17 protein-coding genes, 1 other RNA gene and 1 pseudogene are annotated in these 19,180 nt (G+C 67.3%); 4 read left to right on the forward strand and 15 right to left on the reverse strand.

Features of this window, described 5'->3' with window-relative positions:
• Positions 1-220: 220 nt before the first annotated feature.
• From H7A87_RS21005 to H7A87_RS13295, 5 genes and pseudogenes are all read right to left on the reverse strand, one after another.
• Positions 221-358, reverse strand: a pseudogene (locus H7A87_RS21005) (aldo/keto reductase); the annotation flags it as partial.
• Positions 359-479: 121 nt separating this feature from the next.
• A complete protein-coding gene (locus H7A87_RS13280) occupies positions 480-1,163 on the reverse strand; it encodes a TetR/AcrR family transcriptional regulator (RefSeq protein WP_104581865.1) in 684 nt (227 codons plus the stop codon).
• Positions 1,156-2,652: an efflux transporter outer membrane subunit gene (locus tag H7A87_RS13285; protein WP_119127903.1), complete on the reverse strand. Its 1,497-nt coding sequence runs from the start codon at positions 2,650-2,652 to the stop codon at positions 1,156-1,158. Before H7A87_RS13285 ends, H7A87_RS13280 begins: the two co-directional genes overlap by 8 nt.
• Before the next feature lies 1 nt (position 2,653).
• Entirely contained in the window at positions 2,654-5,797 is a 3,144-nt protein-coding gene (locus H7A87_RS13290) for an efflux RND transporter permease subunit (protein ID WP_119127901.1), read from the reverse strand.
• Positions 5,798-5,813: 16 nt separating this feature from the next.
• Positions 5,814-7,037, reverse strand: a complete 1,224-nt coding sequence (locus H7A87_RS13295) for an efflux RND transporter periplasmic adaptor subunit (RefSeq protein ID WP_104648088.1) — start codon at positions 7,035-7,037, stop codon at positions 5,814-5,816.
• A 129-nt stretch (positions 7,038-7,166) separates the two neighbouring features.
• On the opposite strand from H7A87_RS13295, the gene H7A87_RS13300 reads away from it, so the two are divergent.
• The gene (locus H7A87_RS13300) at positions 7,167-7,787 is read left to right on the forward strand and encodes a TetR/AcrR family transcriptional regulator (protein ID WP_104581861.1); all 621 of its coding nucleotides are present in this window, start codon (positions 7,167-7,169) and stop codon (positions 7,785-7,787) included.
• 134 nt (positions 7,788-7,921) lie between these two features.
• Here the strand turns inward: H7A87_RS13300 and H7A87_RS13305 are convergent, their stop codons facing one another.
• The 8 genes from H7A87_RS13305 to H7A87_RS13340 form a co-directional block, all read right to left on the reverse strand.
• Positions 7,922-8,440 carry a transcriptional repressor gene (locus tag H7A87_RS13305; RefSeq protein WP_016902320.1) on the reverse strand — a complete coding sequence of 173 codons (519 nt, stop codon included), beginning with the start codon at positions 8,438-8,440 and terminating at the stop codon, positions 7,922-7,924.
• Positions 8,441-8,454: 14 nt separating this feature from the next.
• Positions 8,455-9,858 (reverse strand): glutamate--tRNA ligase, encoded by a 1,404-nt coding sequence (gene gltX / locus H7A87_RS13310; RefSeq protein WP_026064278.1) that lies wholly within the window; start codon positions 9,856-9,858, stop codon positions 8,455-8,457.
• A gap of 67 nt (positions 9,859-9,925) precedes the next feature.
• Entirely contained in the window at positions 9,926-11,017 is a 1,092-nt protein-coding gene (locus tag H7A87_RS13315) for a DUF3616 domain-containing protein (RefSeq protein ID WP_119127899.1), read from the reverse strand.
• A gap of 133 nt (positions 11,018-11,150) precedes the next feature.
• Entirely contained in the window at positions 11,151-12,035 is an 885-nt protein-coding gene (locus H7A87_RS13320) for a carbon-nitrogen hydrolase family protein (protein ID WP_119127897.1), read from the reverse strand.
• A 46-nt stretch (positions 12,036-12,081) separates the two neighbouring features.
• The gene (locus H7A87_RS13325; RefSeq protein ID WP_180497027.1) at positions 12,082-12,732 is read right to left on the reverse strand and encodes a GNAT family N-acetyltransferase; all 651 of its coding nucleotides are present in this window, start codon (positions 12,730-12,732) and stop codon (positions 12,082-12,084) included.
• The gene (locus H7A87_RS13330; RefSeq protein WP_119127894.1) at positions 12,729-13,151 is read right to left on the reverse strand and encodes a hypothetical protein; all 423 of its coding nucleotides are present in this window, start codon (positions 13,149-13,151) and stop codon (positions 12,729-12,731) included. The genes H7A87_RS13325 and H7A87_RS13330 overlap by 4 nt, the downstream gene beginning before the upstream one ends.
• 7 nt (positions 13,152-13,158) lie before the next feature.
• Complete coding sequence (gene creD, locus H7A87_RS13335) at positions 13,159-14,478, reverse strand: cell envelope integrity protein CreD (RefSeq protein ID WP_119127892.1); 1,320 nt, start codon at positions 14,476-14,478, stop codon at positions 13,159-13,161.
• Between the two features lie 122 nt (positions 14,479-14,600).
• Positions 14,601-14,915: a hypothetical protein gene (locus H7A87_RS13340; protein ID WP_147421068.1), complete on the reverse strand. Its 315-nt coding sequence runs from the start codon at positions 14,913-14,915 to the stop codon at positions 14,601-14,603.
• Between H7A87_RS13340 and H7A87_RS13345 the strand changes: the two genes are divergently transcribed.
• The gene (locus H7A87_RS13345) at positions 14,914-15,726 is read left to right on the forward strand and encodes a C1 family peptidase (protein WP_119127890.1); all 813 of its coding nucleotides are present in this window, start codon (positions 14,914-14,916) and stop codon (positions 15,724-15,726) included. The two genes, H7A87_RS13340 and H7A87_RS13345, sit on opposite strands and share 2 nt — an antisense overlap.
• Before the next feature lie 187 nt (positions 15,727-15,913).
• Positions 15,914-15,989: non-coding RNA, sX9 sRNA (locus H7A87_RS13350), on the forward strand.
• A gap of 4 nt (positions 15,990-15,993) precedes the next feature.
• Here the strand turns inward: H7A87_RS13350 and creC are convergent.
• Positions 15,994-17,442, reverse strand: a complete 1,449-nt coding sequence (gene creC / locus H7A87_RS13355) for a two-component system sensor histidine kinase CreC (protein WP_119127888.1) — start codon at positions 17,440-17,442, stop codon at positions 15,994-15,996.
• Positions 17,443-17,487: 45 nt separating this feature from the next.
• Positions 17,488-18,192: a two-component system response regulator CreB gene (creB, locus tag H7A87_RS13360; protein WP_180496692.1), complete on the reverse strand. Its 705-nt coding sequence runs from the start codon at positions 18,190-18,192 to the stop codon at positions 17,488-17,490.
• Between the two features lie 34 nt (positions 18,193-18,226).
• On the opposite strand from creB, the gene rlmJ reads away from it, so the two are divergent.
• Entirely contained in the window at positions 18,227-19,135 is a 909-nt protein-coding gene (gene rlmJ, locus H7A87_RS13365; protein WP_119128033.1) for a 23S rRNA (adenine(2030)-N(6))-methyltransferase RlmJ, read from the forward strand.
• Positions 19,136-19,180 lie beyond the last annotated feature (45 nt).

Consider the following 19,180-nt stretch of genomic DNA (forward strand, 5'->3'; position numbering starts at 1 on the left):
AAGCTGCATCGCGCGCGGGCACGCTCCTACAACAGCGCCGGTTGGCGGCAGGTTTGAGGCTGGTGACCGACGTACTGCGGCACGCTCTGGTGCGTTGGAATGCTCGTGTAGGAGCGTGCCTGCGCGCGACGGGGCTTATCGGTAAAGCCCCATCGCGCGCGGGCACGCTCCTACAACAGCGTCGGTTGGGCGAGTTGATCGCTGGGGTTATTTGCTTCTGTCGCTCCGGGCTGTAACGCCCGCCGACAATCACCACCGCATCCAGCGCCTGCTGGATGCGCGCAAGATCCTCGCTGTTCAAGGTCAATGCGGCGCCGCCCAGATTTTCTTCCAGGCGATGCCGCTTGGTGGTGCCGGGAAAGTGCAGAGCGAACACCTTGCGCGCGGTCGCCGGCCCGAAGCCATAACTCAGGCCCATGCAGCCCAGGCCCAGCGCGGACACCACCGCCCCCCATCCATCACGCTGCCTGCCCCCGCCGCTAGAACCCGCTCGGCACCTCGCGCTTGCCTGCCGTCGTCACCGCTGGCGATTGCGGCCGATACGCGCGCAGGAACAGCGCCACCGCACTGGCAACATACGCGTGCGGCGTGGCGGCCGGTGCCTGCAATGGGTCGCCACGCAGCGCCGCATTGGCCGGCATTCCGGTCATCAATCCGAAGAAATGCACCGAGGCATCCGGCAGATTGTCGATGACCAGGCTGCCCTGCTCCACTTCGCGCGCCAGCACCGCACGCATCGTGGTGTCGTAGCGTTCGAAGCCCAGCGTCCACATCTCCTCGCGCATCTGGCCGGGCAGTGCCGGCGGCCGCACCAGTCCATACGCGGCATCGCCCAGTGCATTGCTGGCCGCCATGCGCACGACCGCATCGGCGATGGCGAGCAGACGCACAGGCAACGGCCCGCGCATGTTCAACAGCGCCTCCCAGGGATTGGGCGATTGGTGCGCCAGCGCCTCCAATGTGGTGCGGAACAGCACCTCCTTGGAGGCGAAATGCGCATACACCGTGGCCTTGGACACCATTGCGCGCTCGGCGATGCTGTCCATGCTGGTCCTGTCGAAGCCCTGGCGTGGAAACAGCTCGCCTGCCGCGCGCAGAATCGCACCACGTTTGTCGTGCGGTGCATGCCTGGGTGCTGGCGGTTCGGCAGCGGCGTCATCCACGTGGCTGCCCCGTCGCAGTCGTCGCCACCGCCGGCTCGGCCGATTGCAGCCAACCACCACCCATCGCCTTGTAGAACGTCGCCAGATTGGTGAAGCGCGACAGCTGCGTGGTGATCAAGCTCTGCTGCGCGCTGTACAGCGAGCGCTGCGCATCCAGCGCCTGCAGGTAGCTGTCCACGCCGCGTTCGAAGCGCGCCTGCGACAGCCGGTAGCTGTCGGCGGTGGCATCGACCAGGGCCTGTTGCGCCTGCAATTGCCGGCCCAGGGTCTCGCGTTGCGCGAGCGCATCGGAAACCTCGCGGAACGCGCTCTGGATCGCCTTTTCGTATTGCGCCACCTCGATGTCGCGGTTGGCCTTGGCCATGTCCAGGTTGGCGCGGTTACGCCCGGCGTTGAAGATCGGCAGCGTCAGCGTGGGCACGAAGCTCCAGGCGCGGGTGCCGGAATCGAACAGGTTGGACAGGCTACTGCTGGACGAGCCGGTCGATGCGGTCAGGCTGATGCTAGGGAAGAACGCCGCGCGCGCCGCTCCGATGTTGGCATTGGCCGCACGCAGGTTGCGCTCGGCCTCCAGGATGTCCGGGCGACGCTGCAGCAACTGCGACGGCAAGCCGGCCGGCACGCTGGCCAGCACGTTGCCGTCCACGCTGGCGCCGTCGGGCAAGGCCCGCGGCAACAGCTCCGCCGGCAGCTGCGTGCCGACCAGCAGCACCAGGGCGTTGCGGTCCTGCGCCACCTGCGCGGTATAGCGCTCCACGTCCACGCGCGCGGTTTCCACCGTGGTCTGCGCCTGGCGCAAGGTGAGCTGCGAAGCCACACCCAGCTCGAAACTGCGTTGCTGCAGGCGATAACTGTCGCCCTGGCTGCTCAAGGTGGACTGCGCCAGCTGCAGCAACTGCTGATCGGCCGCCAGCGTCAGATAGGCGGTGGCCACTTCGGCCACCAGGCTGATATGGGCGCTGCGGCGTGCCTCGGCGGTGGACAGGAACTGTTGCAGCGCCTGTTCCTTGAGGCTGCGCACACGCCCGAACAGATCCAGCTCGTACGCACTGACGCCGATGTTGGCGCTGTAGGTCCGGAACACCTGCGGCTGGCCTGGAATGGTCAGCTCCGACGGCGTGCGCGCGTTATTGGCGGTGCCGGTGCCCTGCACGGCGGGCAGCAGCGCAGCGCGCTCCACCCGGTACTGCGCACGTGCCACCTCGATGTTGAGCGCGGCCACGCGCAGGTCGCGATTGTTCTCCAATGCCAGCGCGATCACCTGCTGTAGCGCCGGGTCGGTGAACACCTGCCGCCAGCCGATGTTGGCGATATCGACCGCCGGATCGGGGCTGGCGGCAGCGGCGGCGTCGGATGCCGTCGAGAGCTCGGTGCCGGCAAAACGCTCGGGCACCGGTGCGTCGGGCCGTGCATAGCGCGGCATCAGGGTGCATCCGGACAGCACGCCGGCCACCGCCATCGCGGTCAATGTCATGCGGATCGGTGTCATCTCAGTGTCCTGCCGGTTGCGGTGCGGGCGAAGTGGGCTGTGCGCGGCGCTTGAACACGCCGCTGATCAGCACGAAGAACAACGGCACGAAGAAGATCGCCAGGATCGTGCCGGACAACATGCCGCCGATCACCGCAGTGCCCAAGGCGTGCTGTGCGCCTGCACCGGCACCACTGCCGAGCACCAGCGGCACCACGCCCAGGATGAAGGCCAGCGATGTCATCAGGATCGGCCGCAGGCGCATGCGCGCCGCTTCCAGTGCCGCTGCGACCAGGCTCTTGCCGCTTTCGTGCAGTTCCTTGGCAAATTCCACGATCAGGATCGCGTTTTTCGATGCAAGACCAATCGTGGTGAGCAGGCCTACCTGGAAGTACACATCGTTCATTTTCCAGGTCAGCATCGCGCCCAGCAGCGTGCCGAACACGCCCAGCGGCACCACCAGGATCACCGAGAACGGAATCGCCCAGCTTTCGTACAACGCGGCCAGACACAGGAACACGATCAGGATCGATAACCCGTACAACAAGCCGGTCTGGCCGGTCGAGGATTTCTCCTGCCGCGACAACCCGGTCCACTCGTAGCCGATGCCCGGCGGCAACTTGGCCGCCGCCGCTTCCACGATCTGCATCGCCTCGCCGCTGGAGGCCGCACCGGGCATCGCCATGCCCAGGATCTCCACCGACGGCACGCTGTTGTAACGCTCCAACCGCGGCGAGCCCGATTGCCAGCTGGCAGTGGCGAAGGCGTTGAACGGCACCATCGTGCCGGCGCTGTTGCGCACGAACCAGCGGTCGATGTCCTGCGGATTCATGCGGTACGCCGCATCGGCCTGCAGCATCACCTTCTTGACGCGGCCCTTGTCGATGAAGTCGTTGACGTAGGTGCTGCCCCAGGCGCTGGAGAAGGTGTTGTTGATATCGGCGATCGACACGCCCATGGCCTGCGCCTTGTGCGAATCGATCTCCAGCTTGAACTCGGGCGTGTCCTCCTGCCCGTTCGGGCGCACCGCCACCAGCCGCTTGTCCTGCGACAGCTCGGCCAGCAGTTGATCGCGTGCCTGCATCAAGGCGGCGTGGCCGAGGTTGGCGCGGTCCTGCAGCATCAGGTCGAAGCCGGTCGCATTGCCCAGCTCCGACACCGCCGGCGGTGCGAACGCAAACACCTTGGCATCGCGAAGGGTGCTGAAGAACGCACCGGCCTTGCCCGCCACGTCGGTGACGCTCTGGCCCTTGCCGGTGCGCTCGTCCCACGGCCGCAACTTGACGAAGGCAAAGCCCACGTTCTGGCCGGTACCGGCAAAGCTGAAACCGGAGACGGCAAAGATGCCGGCAACCGAGTCCTTCTGATCGACCAGGAAGTGATGCTCCACCTGCTTGAGCACCTCGCCGGTGCGCGCATCGGTGGCACCGGGCGGCAACTGCACCAGCACGAACAGCGTGCCCTGGTCCTCGTCCGGCAGGAAGCCCACCGGCAGCTTCATGAAGCCGAACACCACCAGCGCCAGCAACACCGCATAGGCCAGCATGTAGCGCCAGCCCTTGCCCAGCATGTGCCGCACCACGCCCTGGTAGCCGGTGTTGCCGCGATCGAACAGGCGGTTGAACCAGCCGAAGAAGCCGGTGGTCGCCAGACCATGGCCCTTCTCCACCGGCTTGAGCAAGGTGGCGCACAGGGCCGGGGTCAGGATCATCGCCACCAGCACCGACAAGGTCATGGCAGAAACAATCGTGATCGAGAACTGCCGGTAGATCACACCGGTGGAACCGCCGAAGAACGCCATCGGCACGAACACCGCGGCCAGTACCAGAGCCACGCCGACCAGCGCGCCGGAGATCTGGTCCATCGACTTGCGCGTGGCGTCCCTGGGCGACAACTGCTCCTCGCCCATCACGCGTTCGACGTTTTCCACCACCACGATGGCATCGTCCACCAGCAGGCCGATCGCCAGCACCATCGCGAACATGGTCAGCGTGTTGATGGTGAAACCGAACGCCGCCAGCACGCCGAAGGTGCCGAGCAACACCACCGGCACCGCGATGGTCGGAATCAAGGTCGCGCGGAAATTCTGCAGGAACAGGTACATCACCAGAAACACCAGCACCACCGCTTCGATCAGCGTATGCACCACCTGCTCGATGGAGATGCGCACGAACGGCGTGGTGTCGTACGGCTTTTGCACCTTCATGCCGGGCGGGAAGAATTTCTCCTGCTCTTCCAGGCTCTTGTCGATCGCGCGCACCGTATCCAGCGCATTGGCGCCGGTGGCCAGCTTGATCGCCAGACCGGCTGCCGGCTTGCCGTTGTAGCGGCCCACCGTGTTGTAGCTCTCGCTGCCCAGTTCGATGCGTGCCACATCGCGCAGGCGCACCTGCGAGCCATCGGACTGCGTGCGCAGCAGGATGTTCTCGAACTCCCCGGCGGTCTTCAGCCGGGTCTGCGCGGTGATGGTGGCATTGAGCTGCTGGTTGGGCACCGCCGGCAACGCGCCCAGCTGGCCGGCCGACACCTGCGCGTTCTGCGCCTGGATCGCGGTGCGCACATCCACCGGGGTCAGGCTGAAGTTGTTCAACTTGTTCGGGTCCATCCATACCCGCATCGCGTACTGCGAGCCGAACAAGGTGGTGTCGCCCACGCCTTCGACGCGGCTGATGGTTTCCTGCACGTTGGCAGCCACGTAATCGGACAGGTCCGAATCGCTCATGCTGCCGTCTTCGGAAGTGAAGGCCAGCACGTTGAGGAAGTTGGTGGCCGACTTGGTCACCGTCACGCCCTGCTGCTGCACTTCCTGCGGCAACAACGGCGTGGCCAGCGACAACTTGTTCTGCACCTGCACCTGCGCGGTGTCCGGGTCGGTGCCGTTGTCGAAGGTCAGCGTGATGGTCACCGCACCGCTGGATTCGCTGGTGGAGGCCATGTAGCTGAGGTGGTCCAGCCCCTTCATCTTCTGCTCGATGACCTGGGTGACGGTGTCTTCCAGGGTCTGCGCCGAGGCGCCCGGATAGTTGGCGGTGATGGCGACGGCGGGCGGCGCGATGCTGGGGTATTGCGCAATCGGCAAGGTGGCGATGGACAGGATGCCGGCCAGCATCACGATGATGGCCAACACCCAGGCGAAGATCGGACGATCGATGAAGAAGCGTGCCATGACGTGTGATCCCGCCTCAGTTGGCCGCACGCGGTGCGGTCGGGGCGGAAGGCGTGCCGGCAGCATTGCCAGCACCGGCGGCAGGCTTGCCCTTGGGCTGCCACGGCACGGTCTTGACCTCGATGCCGTCGCGGGCGCGCGAGACGCCTTCGACCACCAGTTGCTCGCCGGCCTTCAGGCCGCTGCGCACCAGCCACTGGTCGCCGACTTCGCGGTCGGTGTCCAGTACGCGCAGTTGCAGCTTGTGATCGGCACCGACCACGAACGCGGTCGGCTTGCCGGCGCCATTGCGCGAGACCGCCTGCTGCGGCACCAGCACGCCCTGCTCCTTGATGCCCTCCTGCAGCACCGCGCGCACATACATGCCCGGCAACAACTCCGCATTCGGGTTCGGGAACACCGCGCGCAGGGTGATCGAGCCGGTGTTCTGGTCGACGGTGACATCGGAAAACGCCAGGTGGCCCTGCAGCGGATAGGTGCTGCCGTCTTCCAGCAGCAGCGACACCTTGGCCGCATCGTCGCCGGCCTTCTCCAGCTCGCCGCGCGCCATCGCCTGCTTCAGGCGTAGCAAGGCCGCGCTGGGCTGGGTGACGTCGATGTAGATCGGGTCCAGTTGCTGGATGGTGGTCAACGCGGTGGCCTGGTTGGCGGTCACCAAGGCGCCCGGGGTGACGCTGGAGCGGCCGATGCGGCCGGAGATCGGCGCGTCCAGGCGCGCGAAGGCCAGGTTGATGCGCGCGGTTTCCACGCTGGCCTTGCCGGCCGCCACGTCGGCCTCGGCCTGGCCCAGTGCAGCGGCGGTGTCGTCGCCGTCCTGCTGGCTGATCGCCTTGATCTGCACCAGTTCGGTGTAACGCTCGGCCTTGAGCCTGGCGGTGCGCAGGTTGGCCTGCGCCTTGGCCAGGGTGGCCTGGGCGCTGGCATAGCTGGCGCGGTAGGTCGCCGGATCGATCTGGTACAGCGTCTGCCCGGCCTTGACGTCGCCGCCCTCGGTGAACTGGCGCGACTGCACGATGCCGCCCACCTGTGGGCGAACTTCGGCGATCAGGTAGGGAACCGTGCGCCCGGGGAGCTCGGTGGTCAGGGTCACCGGCTGCGGCCTGACGGTCAGCACGCCCATTTCGGGCATGCCCTCCGCCGGCGGCGGTCCGCCCGGCGGGCTGCCGCAGGCACTGAGCAGGAGGGTAGCTGCAACGGCAGCAGCAAGCAGGGGCAGGCGAAACGAAGCATGAGGACGCACTGGAGGTCTCCGACGGAACGCAGGATGGTTAAATCTAAACGGTACGGTTCGGTATCCTAATGAGCGCATCCGTGGACGTCAAGCATTCCTGCCCAGTCGGTATACTTAACTGCCCAAGGGAGTCAGTTGATGCGGGTCAGAACCGAAGGAAAACGCGACGCCATCGTGCAGGCGGCCAGCGAGGTGTTCCTCGAACTGGGCTTCGAAGGCGCCTCGATGTCGCAGATCGCCGCCCGCGTCGGCGGCTCCAAGCGCACGCTCTACGGCTATTTCCCGTCCAAGGATGAGCTGTTTGTGGCGTTTGCCAAGGACATGTCCGACCGCTACATCGACCCGCTGCTGGACGCGCTTTCGCAGAGCAACGGCCCGGTCGCCGAGACCCTGCAGCGCTTCGGCGAGGACATCCTCAGCTTCCTGTGCGCGCCCAGCTCGATCACCATCTGGCAGACCATCATCGGCGTGTCGGGGCGGTCGGACGTGGGCGCGTTGTTCTTCAATTCCGGCCCGGAAGAAGGTGTGCAGCGCATGGCCGACTATCTGCAGACGCAGATGGATCGCGGCGTGATCCGCTGCGCCGACGTCCTGATCGCGGCCAGGCAGTTCGGCGGGCTGCTGGAGGCGGAAACCCTGATGCCCTGCCTGTTCGGCGCACTCAAGAACCCCTCGCCCGCGTATCTGCGCGAGGCGACGCAGCGCGCGGTCGCCCTGTTTCTGGCGGGCTATGGCAGCAAGACCGACGCCGCGGCGTGATGCGCGGTGGTGTCTGATACCTTGGGTTAAGCGATGCGTCGCTAGCGACCTCGCTGATGCGCGCGCATGGCACTCGCACGTCGGGTTTTGTCAGCCGCTCTAAGTGAACCGCCTTGCGTTTTGGCTGGCGATCCTTACTCGGCCACCGCGCACTTGGCGCACAGGCCATGCACTTCCAGGGTCTGCGCCTGCGGCTGGAAACCCAGCGCCTTGGCGCGCGCTTCCAGTTGCGCCACCACTTCGCGGTCTTCCAGCTCCACCGCGCTGTGGCAGCGGTCGCAGATCAGGAACGGCACCGAGTGCTGGGCGCTGTTGGGGTGGTGGCAGGCGACGAAGGCATTGACCGATTCGAGCTTGTGCACGAAGCCGTTGGCCATCAGGAAATCCAGCGCGCGGTACACCGTGGGCGGGGCGTCGGCACCGACGCCCTTGCCTTCGCGCACCCAGTCCAGCAACTCGTAGGCCTTGACCGGCTTGCCGGCGTCGGCAATCAGCCGCAGCACATTGGCGCGGATCGGCGTCAGCCGCAGGCCGCGCTCGCTGCAGGCACGCTCCACTGCGCGTACGAAGCCGTTGGCATCGTCGACATGGTGATGCGGGGCTGTGCAGGCATGTTCCTGATCGTGCGTCTGGGTGTGCGTATGCTTGGTCATACAGGCTCCGGCGGTCAGCCCGCCCCTATCTTGATGAGTGCGGCATCGATGCGTTTCAAGGCGCCCTCGCGTCCGGCCAGGTACACGGTCTGCGAAATGTCCGGGCTGACCTGGGTGCCGGTGATGGCCACGCGCAGCGGCTGGGCCACCTTGCCCATGCCCAGCTCCAGCGCGGCGGCCGCGTCGTGCAGCGCGGCCGAGACGGTCTCCACGCTCCATTCGCTCTGTGCCGCCAGCAGTTCGCGCGCCTTGCCCAGCGGCACTTCCGCGCCCAGCTTGAGGTGCTTCATCACCGCCGCCTCGTCGTAGGTTTCCAGCGGCTGGTACCAGACCACGGCTTTTTCGGCCATGTCCTTCAAGGTCTGCACGCGCTCGCGCAGTGCCACCACCACGTCGGCGGCGGCCGGGCCGGCGGCCACATCGATGCCGAGCCGGGCGAGCTGGTATTCCAGCTGCGGGGCGATGCTGGCCGGGTCGTCGGTCTTGAGGTAATGCTGGTTGACCCAGCCCAGCTTGGCCATGTCCAGGCGCGCGGCCTTGGAATTGACGTCCTTGACGTCGAACAGGTCGAGCAATTCCTGCCGGCTGAACAACTCCTGGTCGCCGTGCGACCAACCCAGACGTGCCAGGTAGTTGATCAGCGCATGCGGCAGGTAGCCGGCGTCCTTGTACTGCATCACGTCGGCCGCGCCGGTGCGCTTGGACAGCTTGGCGCCCTGCTCGTCCAGGATCATCGGCATGTGCGCGAACTTCGGCACCGGTGCACCCAGCGCCTCATAGATGTTGATCTGGCGCGGGGTATTGTTGATGTGGTCATCGCCGCGGATCACCTCGGTGATGCCCATGTCCCAATCGTCCACCACCACCGCGAAGTTGTAGGTGGGGAAGCCGTCCGGGCGGAAGATCACCATGTCGTCGAGCTCGCTGTTGGCAATCTCGATGACGCCCTTGATCAGGTCGTCGAACACCACCGTGCCGCCGACCGGGTTCTTGAAGCGGATGACCCGGTTGGGGTCGTCGCGGTACGGCAGGTTCTGCTCGCGGGCGGCGCCGTTGTAGCGCGGCTTTTCCTGCCGGGCCATGGCGGCCTCGCGCATGGCGTCGAGTTCTTCGCGGGTTTCGTAGGCGTAATAGGCCTTGCCCTGCGCCAGCAGTTGCTCGGCCACCTCCTGGTAGCGGGCCACGCGCTGGGTCTGGTAGATCGGGCCTTCGTCATAGTCCAGGCCCAGCCAGTCCATCGCCTCCAGGATGGCGTCGATCGCGGCCTGGGTGCTGCGCTCACGGTCGGTGTCTTCGATGCGCAGCACGAACTGCCCGCCGCGACGGCGCGCCTCCAGCCAGCAATACAGCGCGGTGCGGGCGCCGCCGATGTGCAGGTAACCGGTGGGGCTGGGGGCAAAGCGGGTGCGGCAGGTCATGGAGCGCTCGGCGAAACGGGGATCGGCCGATTTTACCTTGACCAGCACGGACCTGCCCGCACGCGGCTCAGCGGTTGCGCAACAGGTCGCCGTAGACCACGTCATCGCCGCCGCTGCGCGCCCGGCCTGGCGCGTCGTACAGCACCAGCCAGCTGGGCGTGTCGCCGGCCAGGTGCCCGGGAAGATTGCAGATCGCCTCGGCGCGGTCGCTGTCGGTGCCGTGCGGCAACACCGCCGATTCCAGCAACTCGTGCTGAAAGCGCACCGGTGCCTGGTTGGCAGCCAGCACGGTACGTGCGTCCGGCCATTTGAACAGGCGGATTTCGCCATTCAACACCATGGTCGGGCCGGCCAGCAGGTACAGGTCGTCGCCGGAATAGTGCAGGTCGCGGATGCCCAGCCCGCCCAATTGCAGGAAGTGCTTGCGCAGCAGCGTGCCGTCCTCGTCCAGCGGCGCCAGCCGCAGGTGGTCGCCATGCGCCTGGACGCGGATCTCCAGCAGCGCCGACCAGCCGCGCAGCACCGGCCCGCGCAGGCCCAGCAGCAGGCGCTCGCCGTCCACCACGATGCCTTCGATGTCGAAGCCGTTGTCCTTGCCGGGAATCTTCATGAACGGGCCAAAATGCGGATCGTCGGCCAGCAGCTCGGTGAGTTGGTTGTGTTTGGCATCGCCCTTGAGCCGCAGCGCGCGACGGCCATCGGCGGCTTGGCGCACCAGGCGCGGGGTGCCGTCGGCATCGCGCTCGATCGGCAGGCAGGCCAGCAGGCGGCGGTTGGCGTCGAGCTTGAGCTTGGTCAGGCGTTTGGCGTTGTCGGCATCGTCGCGATTGCGCTTGGCGTTCTTGCGCTTGAGCCCATGCGAGCCGACCACCCACAGGTAGCCGTCCGAGAGCGCCATGCCTTCCAGATCCGCCTCCTCGGCCGCCTCGCCCGGCAGGTCCAGCAGCTCGGCCAGCGCAAAGCTCTGCCCCTGGCCGAAGCGCAGCGTCTCGCGCTGCACGGGCTCGAGCCTGCGCAGGCGATCCACCGCGCAGGCCTCGTCGCCGGCCACCCACAGCCAGTCGTCGGTAAACGCCGCGCCGGACAGATTGCTGTGCACCAGCGCGCCGGGCGCGAACTCGAGACGGACGCTGTGTGGAATCAGGGTTTTCTTGGCCATGGGAACCTGGTGGGCGGTGCGGGTGACGAATCAGGGAATAGCGCAGAACGCTCGAAGCGTACGCGTGCCGGTCACGGGCAACGGCGGCGCTCGCGCGGCGATGCACGCCGCAGTGGCTGGATGGCCGCGCGCGTCAGTCGAAGGAGGCCAGCGTGGCACGCGCGAGGTGAGCGCCCGATTGACCGACCCAATCGCGGTCGTTGGCGACCTGGGCCTGCGCGCGGCTGGCCTCGAAGGCGGCGAAATCCAGCTCCGCATACGCCCACACGGTACTGCCCTGGGTCTGCGCCAGCACGCCGTCGGCCGGGAAGCCGACATCCATCGGGGCGAACACCGCCGCTTCGCCGGTATTGACGTCCAGCGCCGGGCTCCACGGCGCTTGCCCGGCCGTGACCGATTGCGCGACGAATATGCGGTTTTCCAGCGCGCGCGCCAGGCAGCCGACGCGCACCCGCATCGCGCCGGCGGCGGTGTCGGTGCAGCTGGGCACGATCAGCAGCCGCGCGCCGGCCTCGTACTGCGCGCGCACCGGCAGCGGGAACTCGCTGTCGTAGCAGATCGCGATCGCTGCACGCACGCCATCCAGCTCGAACACCTTCACCGCATCGCCAGGCTCGATCAGCCCGGTAGCCTTTTCGAAGCCGGTCAGCTGCAGCTTGTCCTGCCAGCCGTGCCGGCCGTCGGGCGTGAACCAGTCGCTGCGGTTGCGGTAACGGCCCTGGCCCAGGTCCAGCAGGAAGCTGCCGGCAACCAGATGCAGCTGATGCCGGCGCGCCAGGCCGGCAAACAGCTCCAGCCACGGCGCACGCAGCGCCTGGATCGCCGCCAGCGACTCCGGCAACCCGGCAGAAATCTGCGTACCGAATGTCGCGCCCAACTCCAGCGACAGGTATTCCGGCAGCACCAGCAGGCGCGCGCCGGCGGCGGCCGCCTCGCCCACCAGCGCGGACTGGCCTGCGGCAAAGGCGGCGAAGTCGGCGGGTTTGCCGATCGGATATTTGGCGACGGCAATTTTCATCTGGCGGCCTGGTTGCGATGGATCGATGACGTAGGAAGCGAATCGGTCACGGCGGCAATGCCCGCGTCCACACCCGCAGACTGTGGTCGATCTCGCCGTGTTGCAACTCCGCCCACGCCAGCTGCACGCGCATGTCCGCTTGCGGTGCATAGCCGCGCTTGCGCCAGAACACATCGTTGGGTCGGTAGTCGGCAGGCTTGCGCGGATCGTCTTGCGCGCGTTCCACCGAGCAGAACGCGGTGAGCGCGAAGCGCCCCAGTGCACGCGCATGCGCCTCGCGCCGGTCGAAGAAAGCGTGGCCGATCCCCTGGCCGCGATACGCCGGCAGCAGCACCGATTCGCCGAAATAGAACACGCTGGCCGGATCGATGCCGGCCGCGCGGAACGGCGCATGGAAGGCGTCGCTGTCGTCGAGCAGCGGCAGCCCGGTGGAGGCGCCGATCACCGCATCGCCATCGCGTGCCAGCACGAACACGCTGTCCGGCGAGGCCGCATACGCGGCCAGGTAGCCGCGTTCGTAATCGGCATCGCCGTCATACAGGTACGGCCAGGCGCGGAACACCGCGATGCGCAGTTGCGCCACCGCAGCCAGATGCGGCAGCACCTGCGTGCCGCGCACCGTTTCGACGATCAGGGAGGAGCCGCTCATGCCGGCCATGGTAAGCCAGCCTGGCGCCGCGGCGCTGCCGTGGGTCAGCGCAGCCAGCGGCCGTTGACCGCGGCCGGGGCCACCGGCTGCTGCCACAACAACCACACCGCCGCCTCCTCGCTGGCCAGCAGCACGCCGCGCAGTGCATCGGTGCTGCGCGCCCAGTAGCTGCCGTTGCTCAACCGCTGCCATGGCCCGTAGCAACGCTGAAGCGCGCTGTCTGCCGGCACGTCCTGCCGCTGTGCCGCCTGCAGGAATCGGCTGCCATCCAGGCGCAGTGCCTGCGCGGTGCCTGGATGCAGGCGCAGGCCGATCACCCCGCGGCGTCCGTCGCGGTGCAAGGGCAAGGCCGACAACGGCGAAGCTTCCCAGGCCTGCGGCAGCGCTGCGGGAAGCAGCGCCACCGTGTCAATCCCGGCGGGCAGCAAGCGCTGCGCCCGCCGGTACAGCCGTGCGTGAGCGAACATGCCGGCCTCAGCGCAGGCTGTTGCCAAGCTCGTACCAATCGAGCTTGCGGGTCACCCACATGATGCTGGCCAGGATGCCGAACAGCAGCAGCGATCCCATCAGCAGCGCGTTGTCTTCGGAGATCAACAGGCTGTAGAGCACCCCGTACAACGCAGTGAGCAGCACCGAGAACCCGGCTGCGCGCGCCCAGCTGCGCAACACCCCGGACAGGTAGAAGAACTGCAGGCCAATACACGCCGCGGCCGACACCAGGTACGCCTGCCAGAACGCGATGTGCTCGGAAAGGCTCAGCAGCAACAGGAAGAAGATCGCCAGCGCCAGCCCCACCAGCAGATACTGCAGGGGATGGATCGGCAGACGCTTGATCAGCTCGAACAACACGAACGCCACGAAGGTCAGCACCACGAACAGGATGCCGTACTTGCTGGCCCGGTCGGCCTGGGTGTACACGTCCACCGGGTCGACCAGCTGCACTTGCAGCGTATCCAGCGATGACTGGCTGGACTGCAGCTGGGTCTGCGCACCGGTGGCCAGCGAGGACAACGACCAGCTCGCATCGAAACCACGCGCACCGATGGTCGGCGCATTGGGCAGGAAGCGCCCGCCGAACAGCGGATGCGGCCAGGCCGAGCGCAGCGCGATGTCGTTGTTGTCGGCAATCGGCGCGATCGCCAGGCTGCGGGTGCCGTCCAGCACGAAGGACATCTCCACCAGATTGCCCTCGCCCAGTGTGCCGGCCAGCGCATCGCCCAGCGGCTGCAGATCGGCGTGGATACCGGCCGAGCGCGCCGCCAGGCCGCCTGCCCCGCTCTCCAGCGGCAGTGTGCGCCCGTCCACGCGCAGGCTCGGCGTGCCGACCAGGCCACGCACATCGGAAATACCCACCGCCAGATGCGGCTGGCCATAGCGACGACCGTCCACGGCCGGATACGCGAACGGCTCGAACTCGGCCTTGAGCCTTGCCTTCCACGCATACACCTGCACACGGAACAGGCCGATCCTGCGCTCGGACGGGGTCAACTCGCCGCTCAGGCTGAGCGTGCGCGGGGTCTGCAGCAACTGGCCGTCGCGCTTGCGCCAGACCTTGCGCGGATTGCCCTGCTCGTCGGGCTCGGTGACCTGCACATCCTCGGTAAACGGCAGCACCCGCACCGGCGCGATGAACTGCTGCTCGCCGGCCTTGCTCTGCGCCACCCGCTCCACCGCTTCGTCGCGGTAACGCGCACGGTCCTGCACGGTGCCGCGGATCAACAGCAACGGAATCAGCAGCAACAGGATCAATCCGCCAATGGTGGCGAAGCGCAACAACAGTTTCAGGGATTTCATCGACCATCCTCATTCGGGGAGGTGGCCAGGGTGCGATGCGCCGGTGTCGGGGGTTTGAGGCGAATTTGAAGCGAATGTGAAGTGGGCGATCGGCAGGATCGGCGACCGGCACTGTGACCCAGTTAGGAAATGCAGTGTTCGCCCTGCAAAACTGCAACCAAGGCCCAGGACGTGCTTCCGTTGCATCGCCAAGGTTTCGCATCACCGGCGCGCGCCTGGCCGCCAGGCGCAACGATGCGCGTGCAGTTGCGCATCACGGGGCCATCGCTTTTTTCGAGTCTGTATTGATCACGGCGTTCCAGTGCCGTCGTTTCGCCGCGTCCTCCTTCAACTTGCGCGCCGCATCGGCGGTGTCGCACGCGTATGCCCGCCTGCCGGCCGTGGTTCCAGAAGTGCGCACCATTGCATTCCTCTTTCGCCTGGAGTTTGCCTTCCATGAACAAGCAACGTTCACTCAGCCTCTGCCTGCTCGCTGCCCTGAGCCTGTCCTCCGCCGCCGCACAGGCGGCAATGCACGGGATGGGTCTGAAACCCTCGTCATTGATGCAGCCGGTCACGCCCTTGTTCGGCATTGCCAGCGCCGCCAGACCCCTGCCCGCCACGGTGGACCTGACTGCCTGGGCCATCGCGCCAGGCGACCAGGGCCAGGTGGGATCATGTGCGTCATGGGCAACCGCCCACACCCTGACCGGTTGGTACGCCAACGCCAGCAAGCAGGCGCAAACCCGCTTCGCCCCGATGTATCTCTACAGCCAGGTCAACAACGGCGTCGATGATGGCTCCACGCTGGAAGCGCCGCTGGACGTCGCGCTGGCGCAGGGCATCGATACCGAGCAGCATTACTCGTGGGGCAACTACAACTGGAAGAATCCGCCCACCGCAGCCGACCGCGCCAACGCTGCCAAGAACCCCACGCCGTACCGCAAGTACACCGTGCTGTACTCGGGCGACGGCAATGGCGGGCGGGCCCTGATTGAACAGATCAAACTCGCGCTGGCCTCGTCCACGCCGGTGGTCATCGGCTTCTATGTCCGCCAGGGGTTTGAAGACCTCACGCCGAAGAACCAGGTCGACTACGACATCAAGACGCCGATCCTGGGCGGGCACGCGGTGGTCGCGCTGGGGTACGACAGCGACGGGCTGATCGTCGAAAACAGCTGGGGCACCGAATGGGGCAACAAGGGCTTTGGCAAGCTGTCCTGGTCGGTGGTCGCCAAGGACGTCATGGTGGCCGACGTGGTGCACTAGCACACAGCGGCTGCGCACCGTGATGCGCGGCCGACACGGAGGCGGCATGTGCCCTGGCGCATGCCGCTTCAGTGCACCGCGATGCGGGCGCCATCGGCTCCGGCCTGTGCACATCTGGCATGCAATGCGGTCCAGAGCTGCCTACTGCGTAGCCGCCGGGCGGGCGCGGACGGCGCGCGGAATCTTCGCGTACCACTGGTCCACTCCGGTTGCTCCGCGCCGTCCGCACCCACCTGACGACTGCTCGCTACGGTTTGTCAGCCGCGCCTAGCCGATGGGCAGGCGCAGGGTCGCGATCGCACCGCCACCGTCCCGATTGTCCAGTGTCGCCTCGCCGCCGTGCAGGCGCGCGACTTCGCGTACGAACGGCAGGCCGAGGCCGGAACTGCGTTGTCCGGTCTGCGGGCGGGCCAGCGAATAGAACCGCTCGAACACCCGTTCCAGTGCGTAGTCCGGCACGCCGCTGCCGCGGTCCTGCACCACCAGCTGCACCTGCCCCTTCAGCACCTGCGCACGCAACTGGATGGTGCTGCCCTGCGGTGAAAACGCGATGGCGTTTTCCAGCAGGTTGATCAGCGCCTGGCGCAGCAGGAACCCATCGCCCAGCACATACTGCCCGTGCGCCGTGTCGGAGCCGGCATCGCTGTCCAGCCGCACGCCGGCCGCTGCCGCGCGCGGCAGCACGGCGTCCATTGCCGCCTGCAGCAGGCCGGCCACCGCGACGCGCTCGCGCGTCTGCAACCAGCCGTGCTGCTCCACCTCGGCCAGCGCCAGCAGCTTGTCGATGGTTTCGGTCAGGCGCAGCTCCTGGGCGCGGATGCTGGCGACGAAGTGCTGGCGATCGGCTTCCGGCAGTGGCTCGCTCAACAGTTCGGACGCCCCGCGGATCGCCGCCAGCGGGCTCTTCATCTCGTGCGTCAGCGACTGCACGTACTGCTCCACGTAGGCCTTGCCTTCAAGCTTGCGCCGCATGCGTTCCAGCGCCTGGCCAAGGTCGCCGATTTCATCGCCGCGCGGTTTTGGCGGCGGCACCGGAAGGCCCGCGCTCACCGCCTGTGCGTAGCGATTGAGCCGGCCGATCCCGCGCATCAGCCACCAGGTCATCCCGATGCCGATCAGCGCGGAAATGCCGATCAGCCAGGCCCCGCGCTGCAGGATGTTGCGTTGGCTGGCCTCGATGAACGGATCGATGCTGCGATTGGGCTGCGCCAGCGTCAGCACGCCGATCAACGTGCCCGGGTCATTCGGCGCATAGATCGGTGCGGCCACATGCATCACCGTGGCGGTCGGGTCGCCATCGACCTCGGGGCTGGAACGCGCGCCGTACTCGCCGCGCAAGGTGCGATAGACATCGTTCCAGCGCGAGTTGTCGCGGCCCACGTCACGGCCCAGCGAATCGAATACCACCACCCCGCGCGCGTCGGTCACGGTGACGCGGTAGGCCACATCGTTCTTGCGGAACCGCCACACCCAGGCCTTGGGGTCGCGCCGCTGCGCCTGCGCCACGTTGCGCGCAAAGCTGCCGCTGGCGATGCTGCCGGCAGCCAGCTCGCCGCTGGCCATTTCCGCCAGTACGTTGGCCGCGTCCACCAGCGTGGATTCCATCGCCTGGCGCACGCCCGGCTTGACCTCGTTGACGAACACCCGCATCACGAAGAACGCGGCCAGCCCGACGATCAGAAAGAAGCCCAGGAACAGCTTGAGACCGAGCCGCATCTCAGGCCCCTGCCTGCATAACAGCACGCCTGCACTCGCCCATGGCTACAGCTCCAGCGCGTAGCCGAGGCCACGATGGGTGCGGATCGGGTCGGCCGGTACGCCGGCCTGGCGCAGCTTGCCGCGCAGCGTCTTGATATGGGTATCGACGGTGCGGTCGGCGCTGTCGGCGCTGGCGTCCCAGCCGCGGTCCATCAGCTGCGCGCGGCTCAGGATCGCACCGGGGCGCTGCAACAGCGCCGACAGCAGCGCGTACTCGTAGCGGGTCAGCGGCAGCAGCGCATCGCCGTAGCGGATGCGGCTGCCCTCGCGATCGATCGCAAACGCGCCATGCGGCTGCCAGCCCGGCTCCGCCACGGCGGCCTGGTTGCGTCGACGCAGCCGTGCGCGCACCCGCGCCACCAGCTCGCGCGGGGAGAACGGCTTGGCCATGTAGTCGTCGGCGCCCAGTTCCAGGCCGAGCACGCGGTCGATCTCGTCATTGCGCGCGGTCAGGAAGATCACCGGCACATCGCTGAAACCGCGCAGCGTGCGGCACACCTCGAAGCCGTTGATGTCCGGCAGGCCCACGTCCAGCACCACCACATCGGCCGGGTCGGCACGCAGCCGCGCCAACGCGTCGCGGCCCAGCAGGCAATGCTCGGGCGCATAGCCTTCGCTGCGCAGCGCGTACAGCACGGTATCGGCAATGGCGGCTTCGTCTTCGACGACAAGCACGCGGGCGGGGGACTCGGACATGGCGCGCAGCATAGCCGCATGCTGGCGCGGCCCGTACACTGCCGCGATGAACTATCGCCACGCCTTCCATGCCGGCAACCATGCCGACGTGCTCAAGCACATCGCCTTGCTGGCGCTGATCGACACCCTCAAGCGCAAGGACACGCCGTTCTTCGTGCTCGACACCCACGCCGGACGCGGGCGCTACCAGCTCGGCGGCGAAGAGAGCCGCAAGACCAACGAGGCCGATGCCGGGGTGATGCGGCTGATGGCCGAGTCGACCCTGCCCGAGGTGGTGGAACGCTATCTGCGCGCGGTGCAGGCCGACAATCAGACTATCGCCCGCCCGGCCACGCCCGGCCAGAAGCCGGCGCGCGCCACCGCCGGCATCCAGATCAACCACTATCCCGGTTCGCCGCTGCTGGCGGCGCAGGCACTGCGCGAGCAGGACCGCATGGCGTTCTGCGAATTGCAGCCGGAAGAGGCCGAGGCGCTCAAGCGCCTGTTCGCCAGGGACAGCCGCGTGCGCGTGCATGCCGGCGATGGCTACGAGGCGATTCGCGCCTTCGTGCCGCCACGCGCGGGCGAGACCAGGATCGGCCGCGGGCTGGTGCTGATCGACCCGCCGTACGAATCGCAGGATGCCGAGTACCCGCAGGTCATCCACAGCGTGCGCGAGACCCTGGCGCGCTGGCCGCAGGCGATCTGCATGGTGTGGTACCCGATCAAGCTGCGCCGCAGCCTGCAGCCCTTCATGCGCAAGGCTGCCACGCTGCCGGCCAAGTCGGTGCTGGTGGCCGAGCTGCAGGTGCGCCCGGACGACTCGCCGCTGCGCCTGACCGGCAGCGGGCTGTTGATCGTCAATGCGCCGTGGCAGTTCGACCAGATGCTGGCGCCCGCGCTGCCGGTGCTGAAGCAGCATCTCGGCGAGGCCGGTGCTTCGACCCGGCTGGAGTGGCTGCGCCAGGACGCCTGATTCGCCGGCGCCAGACGCCTCCTCGCGCTGGCAAACGCGGCCGCA

The sequence above is a fragment of the Xanthomonas sp. CPBF 426 genome (assembly GCF_903989465.1).
Classification (GTDB): Bacteria; Pseudomonadota; Gammaproteobacteria; order Xanthomonadales; family Xanthomonadaceae; genus Xanthomonas; species Xanthomonas euroxanthea.

Excerpts from the sequence above, each read along its gene's own strand:
- rlmJ (WP_119128033.1), top strand. The coding sequence starts at position 18,227 with ATGAACTATCGCCACGCCTTCCATGCCGGCAACCATGCCGACGTGCTC.
- H7A87_RS13340 (WP_147421068.1), bottom strand. The coding sequence starts at position 14,915 with ATGGAAGGCAAACTCCAGGCGAAAGAGGAATGCAATGGTGCGCACTTC.
- H7A87_RS13345 (WP_119127890.1), top strand. The coding sequence starts at position 14,914 with ATGAACAAGCAACGTTCACTCAGCCTCTGCCTGCTCGCTGCCCTGAGC.
- H7A87_RS13300 (WP_104581861.1), top strand. The coding sequence starts at position 7,167 with ATGCGGGTCAGAACCGAAGGAAAACGCGACGCCATCGTGCAGGCGGCC.
- H7A87_RS13305 (WP_016902320.1), bottom strand. The coding sequence starts at position 8,440 with ATGACCAAGCATACGCACACCCAGACGCACGATCAGGAACATGCCTGC.
- H7A87_RS13330 (WP_119127894.1), bottom strand. The coding sequence starts at position 13,151 with ATGTTCGCTCACGCACGGCTGTACCGGCGGGCGCAGCGCTTGCTGCCC.
- gltX (WP_026064278.1), bottom strand. The coding sequence starts at position 9,858 with ATGACCTGCCGCACCCGCTTTGCCCCCAGCCCCACCGGTTACCTGCAC.
- H7A87_RS13285 (WP_119127903.1), bottom strand. The coding sequence starts at position 2,652 with ATGACACCGATCCGCATGACATTGACCGCGATGGCGGTGGCCGGCGTG.
- H7A87_RS13320 (WP_119127897.1), bottom strand. The coding sequence starts at position 12,035 with ATGAAAATTGCCGTCGCCAAATATCCGATCGGCAAACCCGCCGACTTC.
- H7A87_RS13315 (WP_119127899.1), bottom strand. The coding sequence starts at position 11,017 with ATGGCCAAGAAAACCCTGATTCCACACAGCGTCCGTCTCGAGTTCGCG.
- creD (WP_119127892.1), bottom strand. The coding sequence starts at position 14,478 with ATGAAATCCCTGAAACTGTTGTTGCGCTTCGCCACCATTGGCGGATTG.
- H7A87_RS13290 (WP_119127901.1), bottom strand. The coding sequence starts at position 5,797 with ATGGCACGCTTCTTCATCGATCGTCCGATCTTCGCCTGGGTGTTGGCC.
- creB (WP_180496692.1), bottom strand. The coding sequence starts at position 18,192 with ATGCTGCGCGCCATGTCCGAGTCCCCCGCCCGCGTGCTTGTCGTCGAA.
- creC (WP_119127888.1), bottom strand. The coding sequence starts at position 17,442 with ATGCGGCTCGGTCTCAAGCTGTTCCTGGGCTTCTTTCTGATCGTCGGG.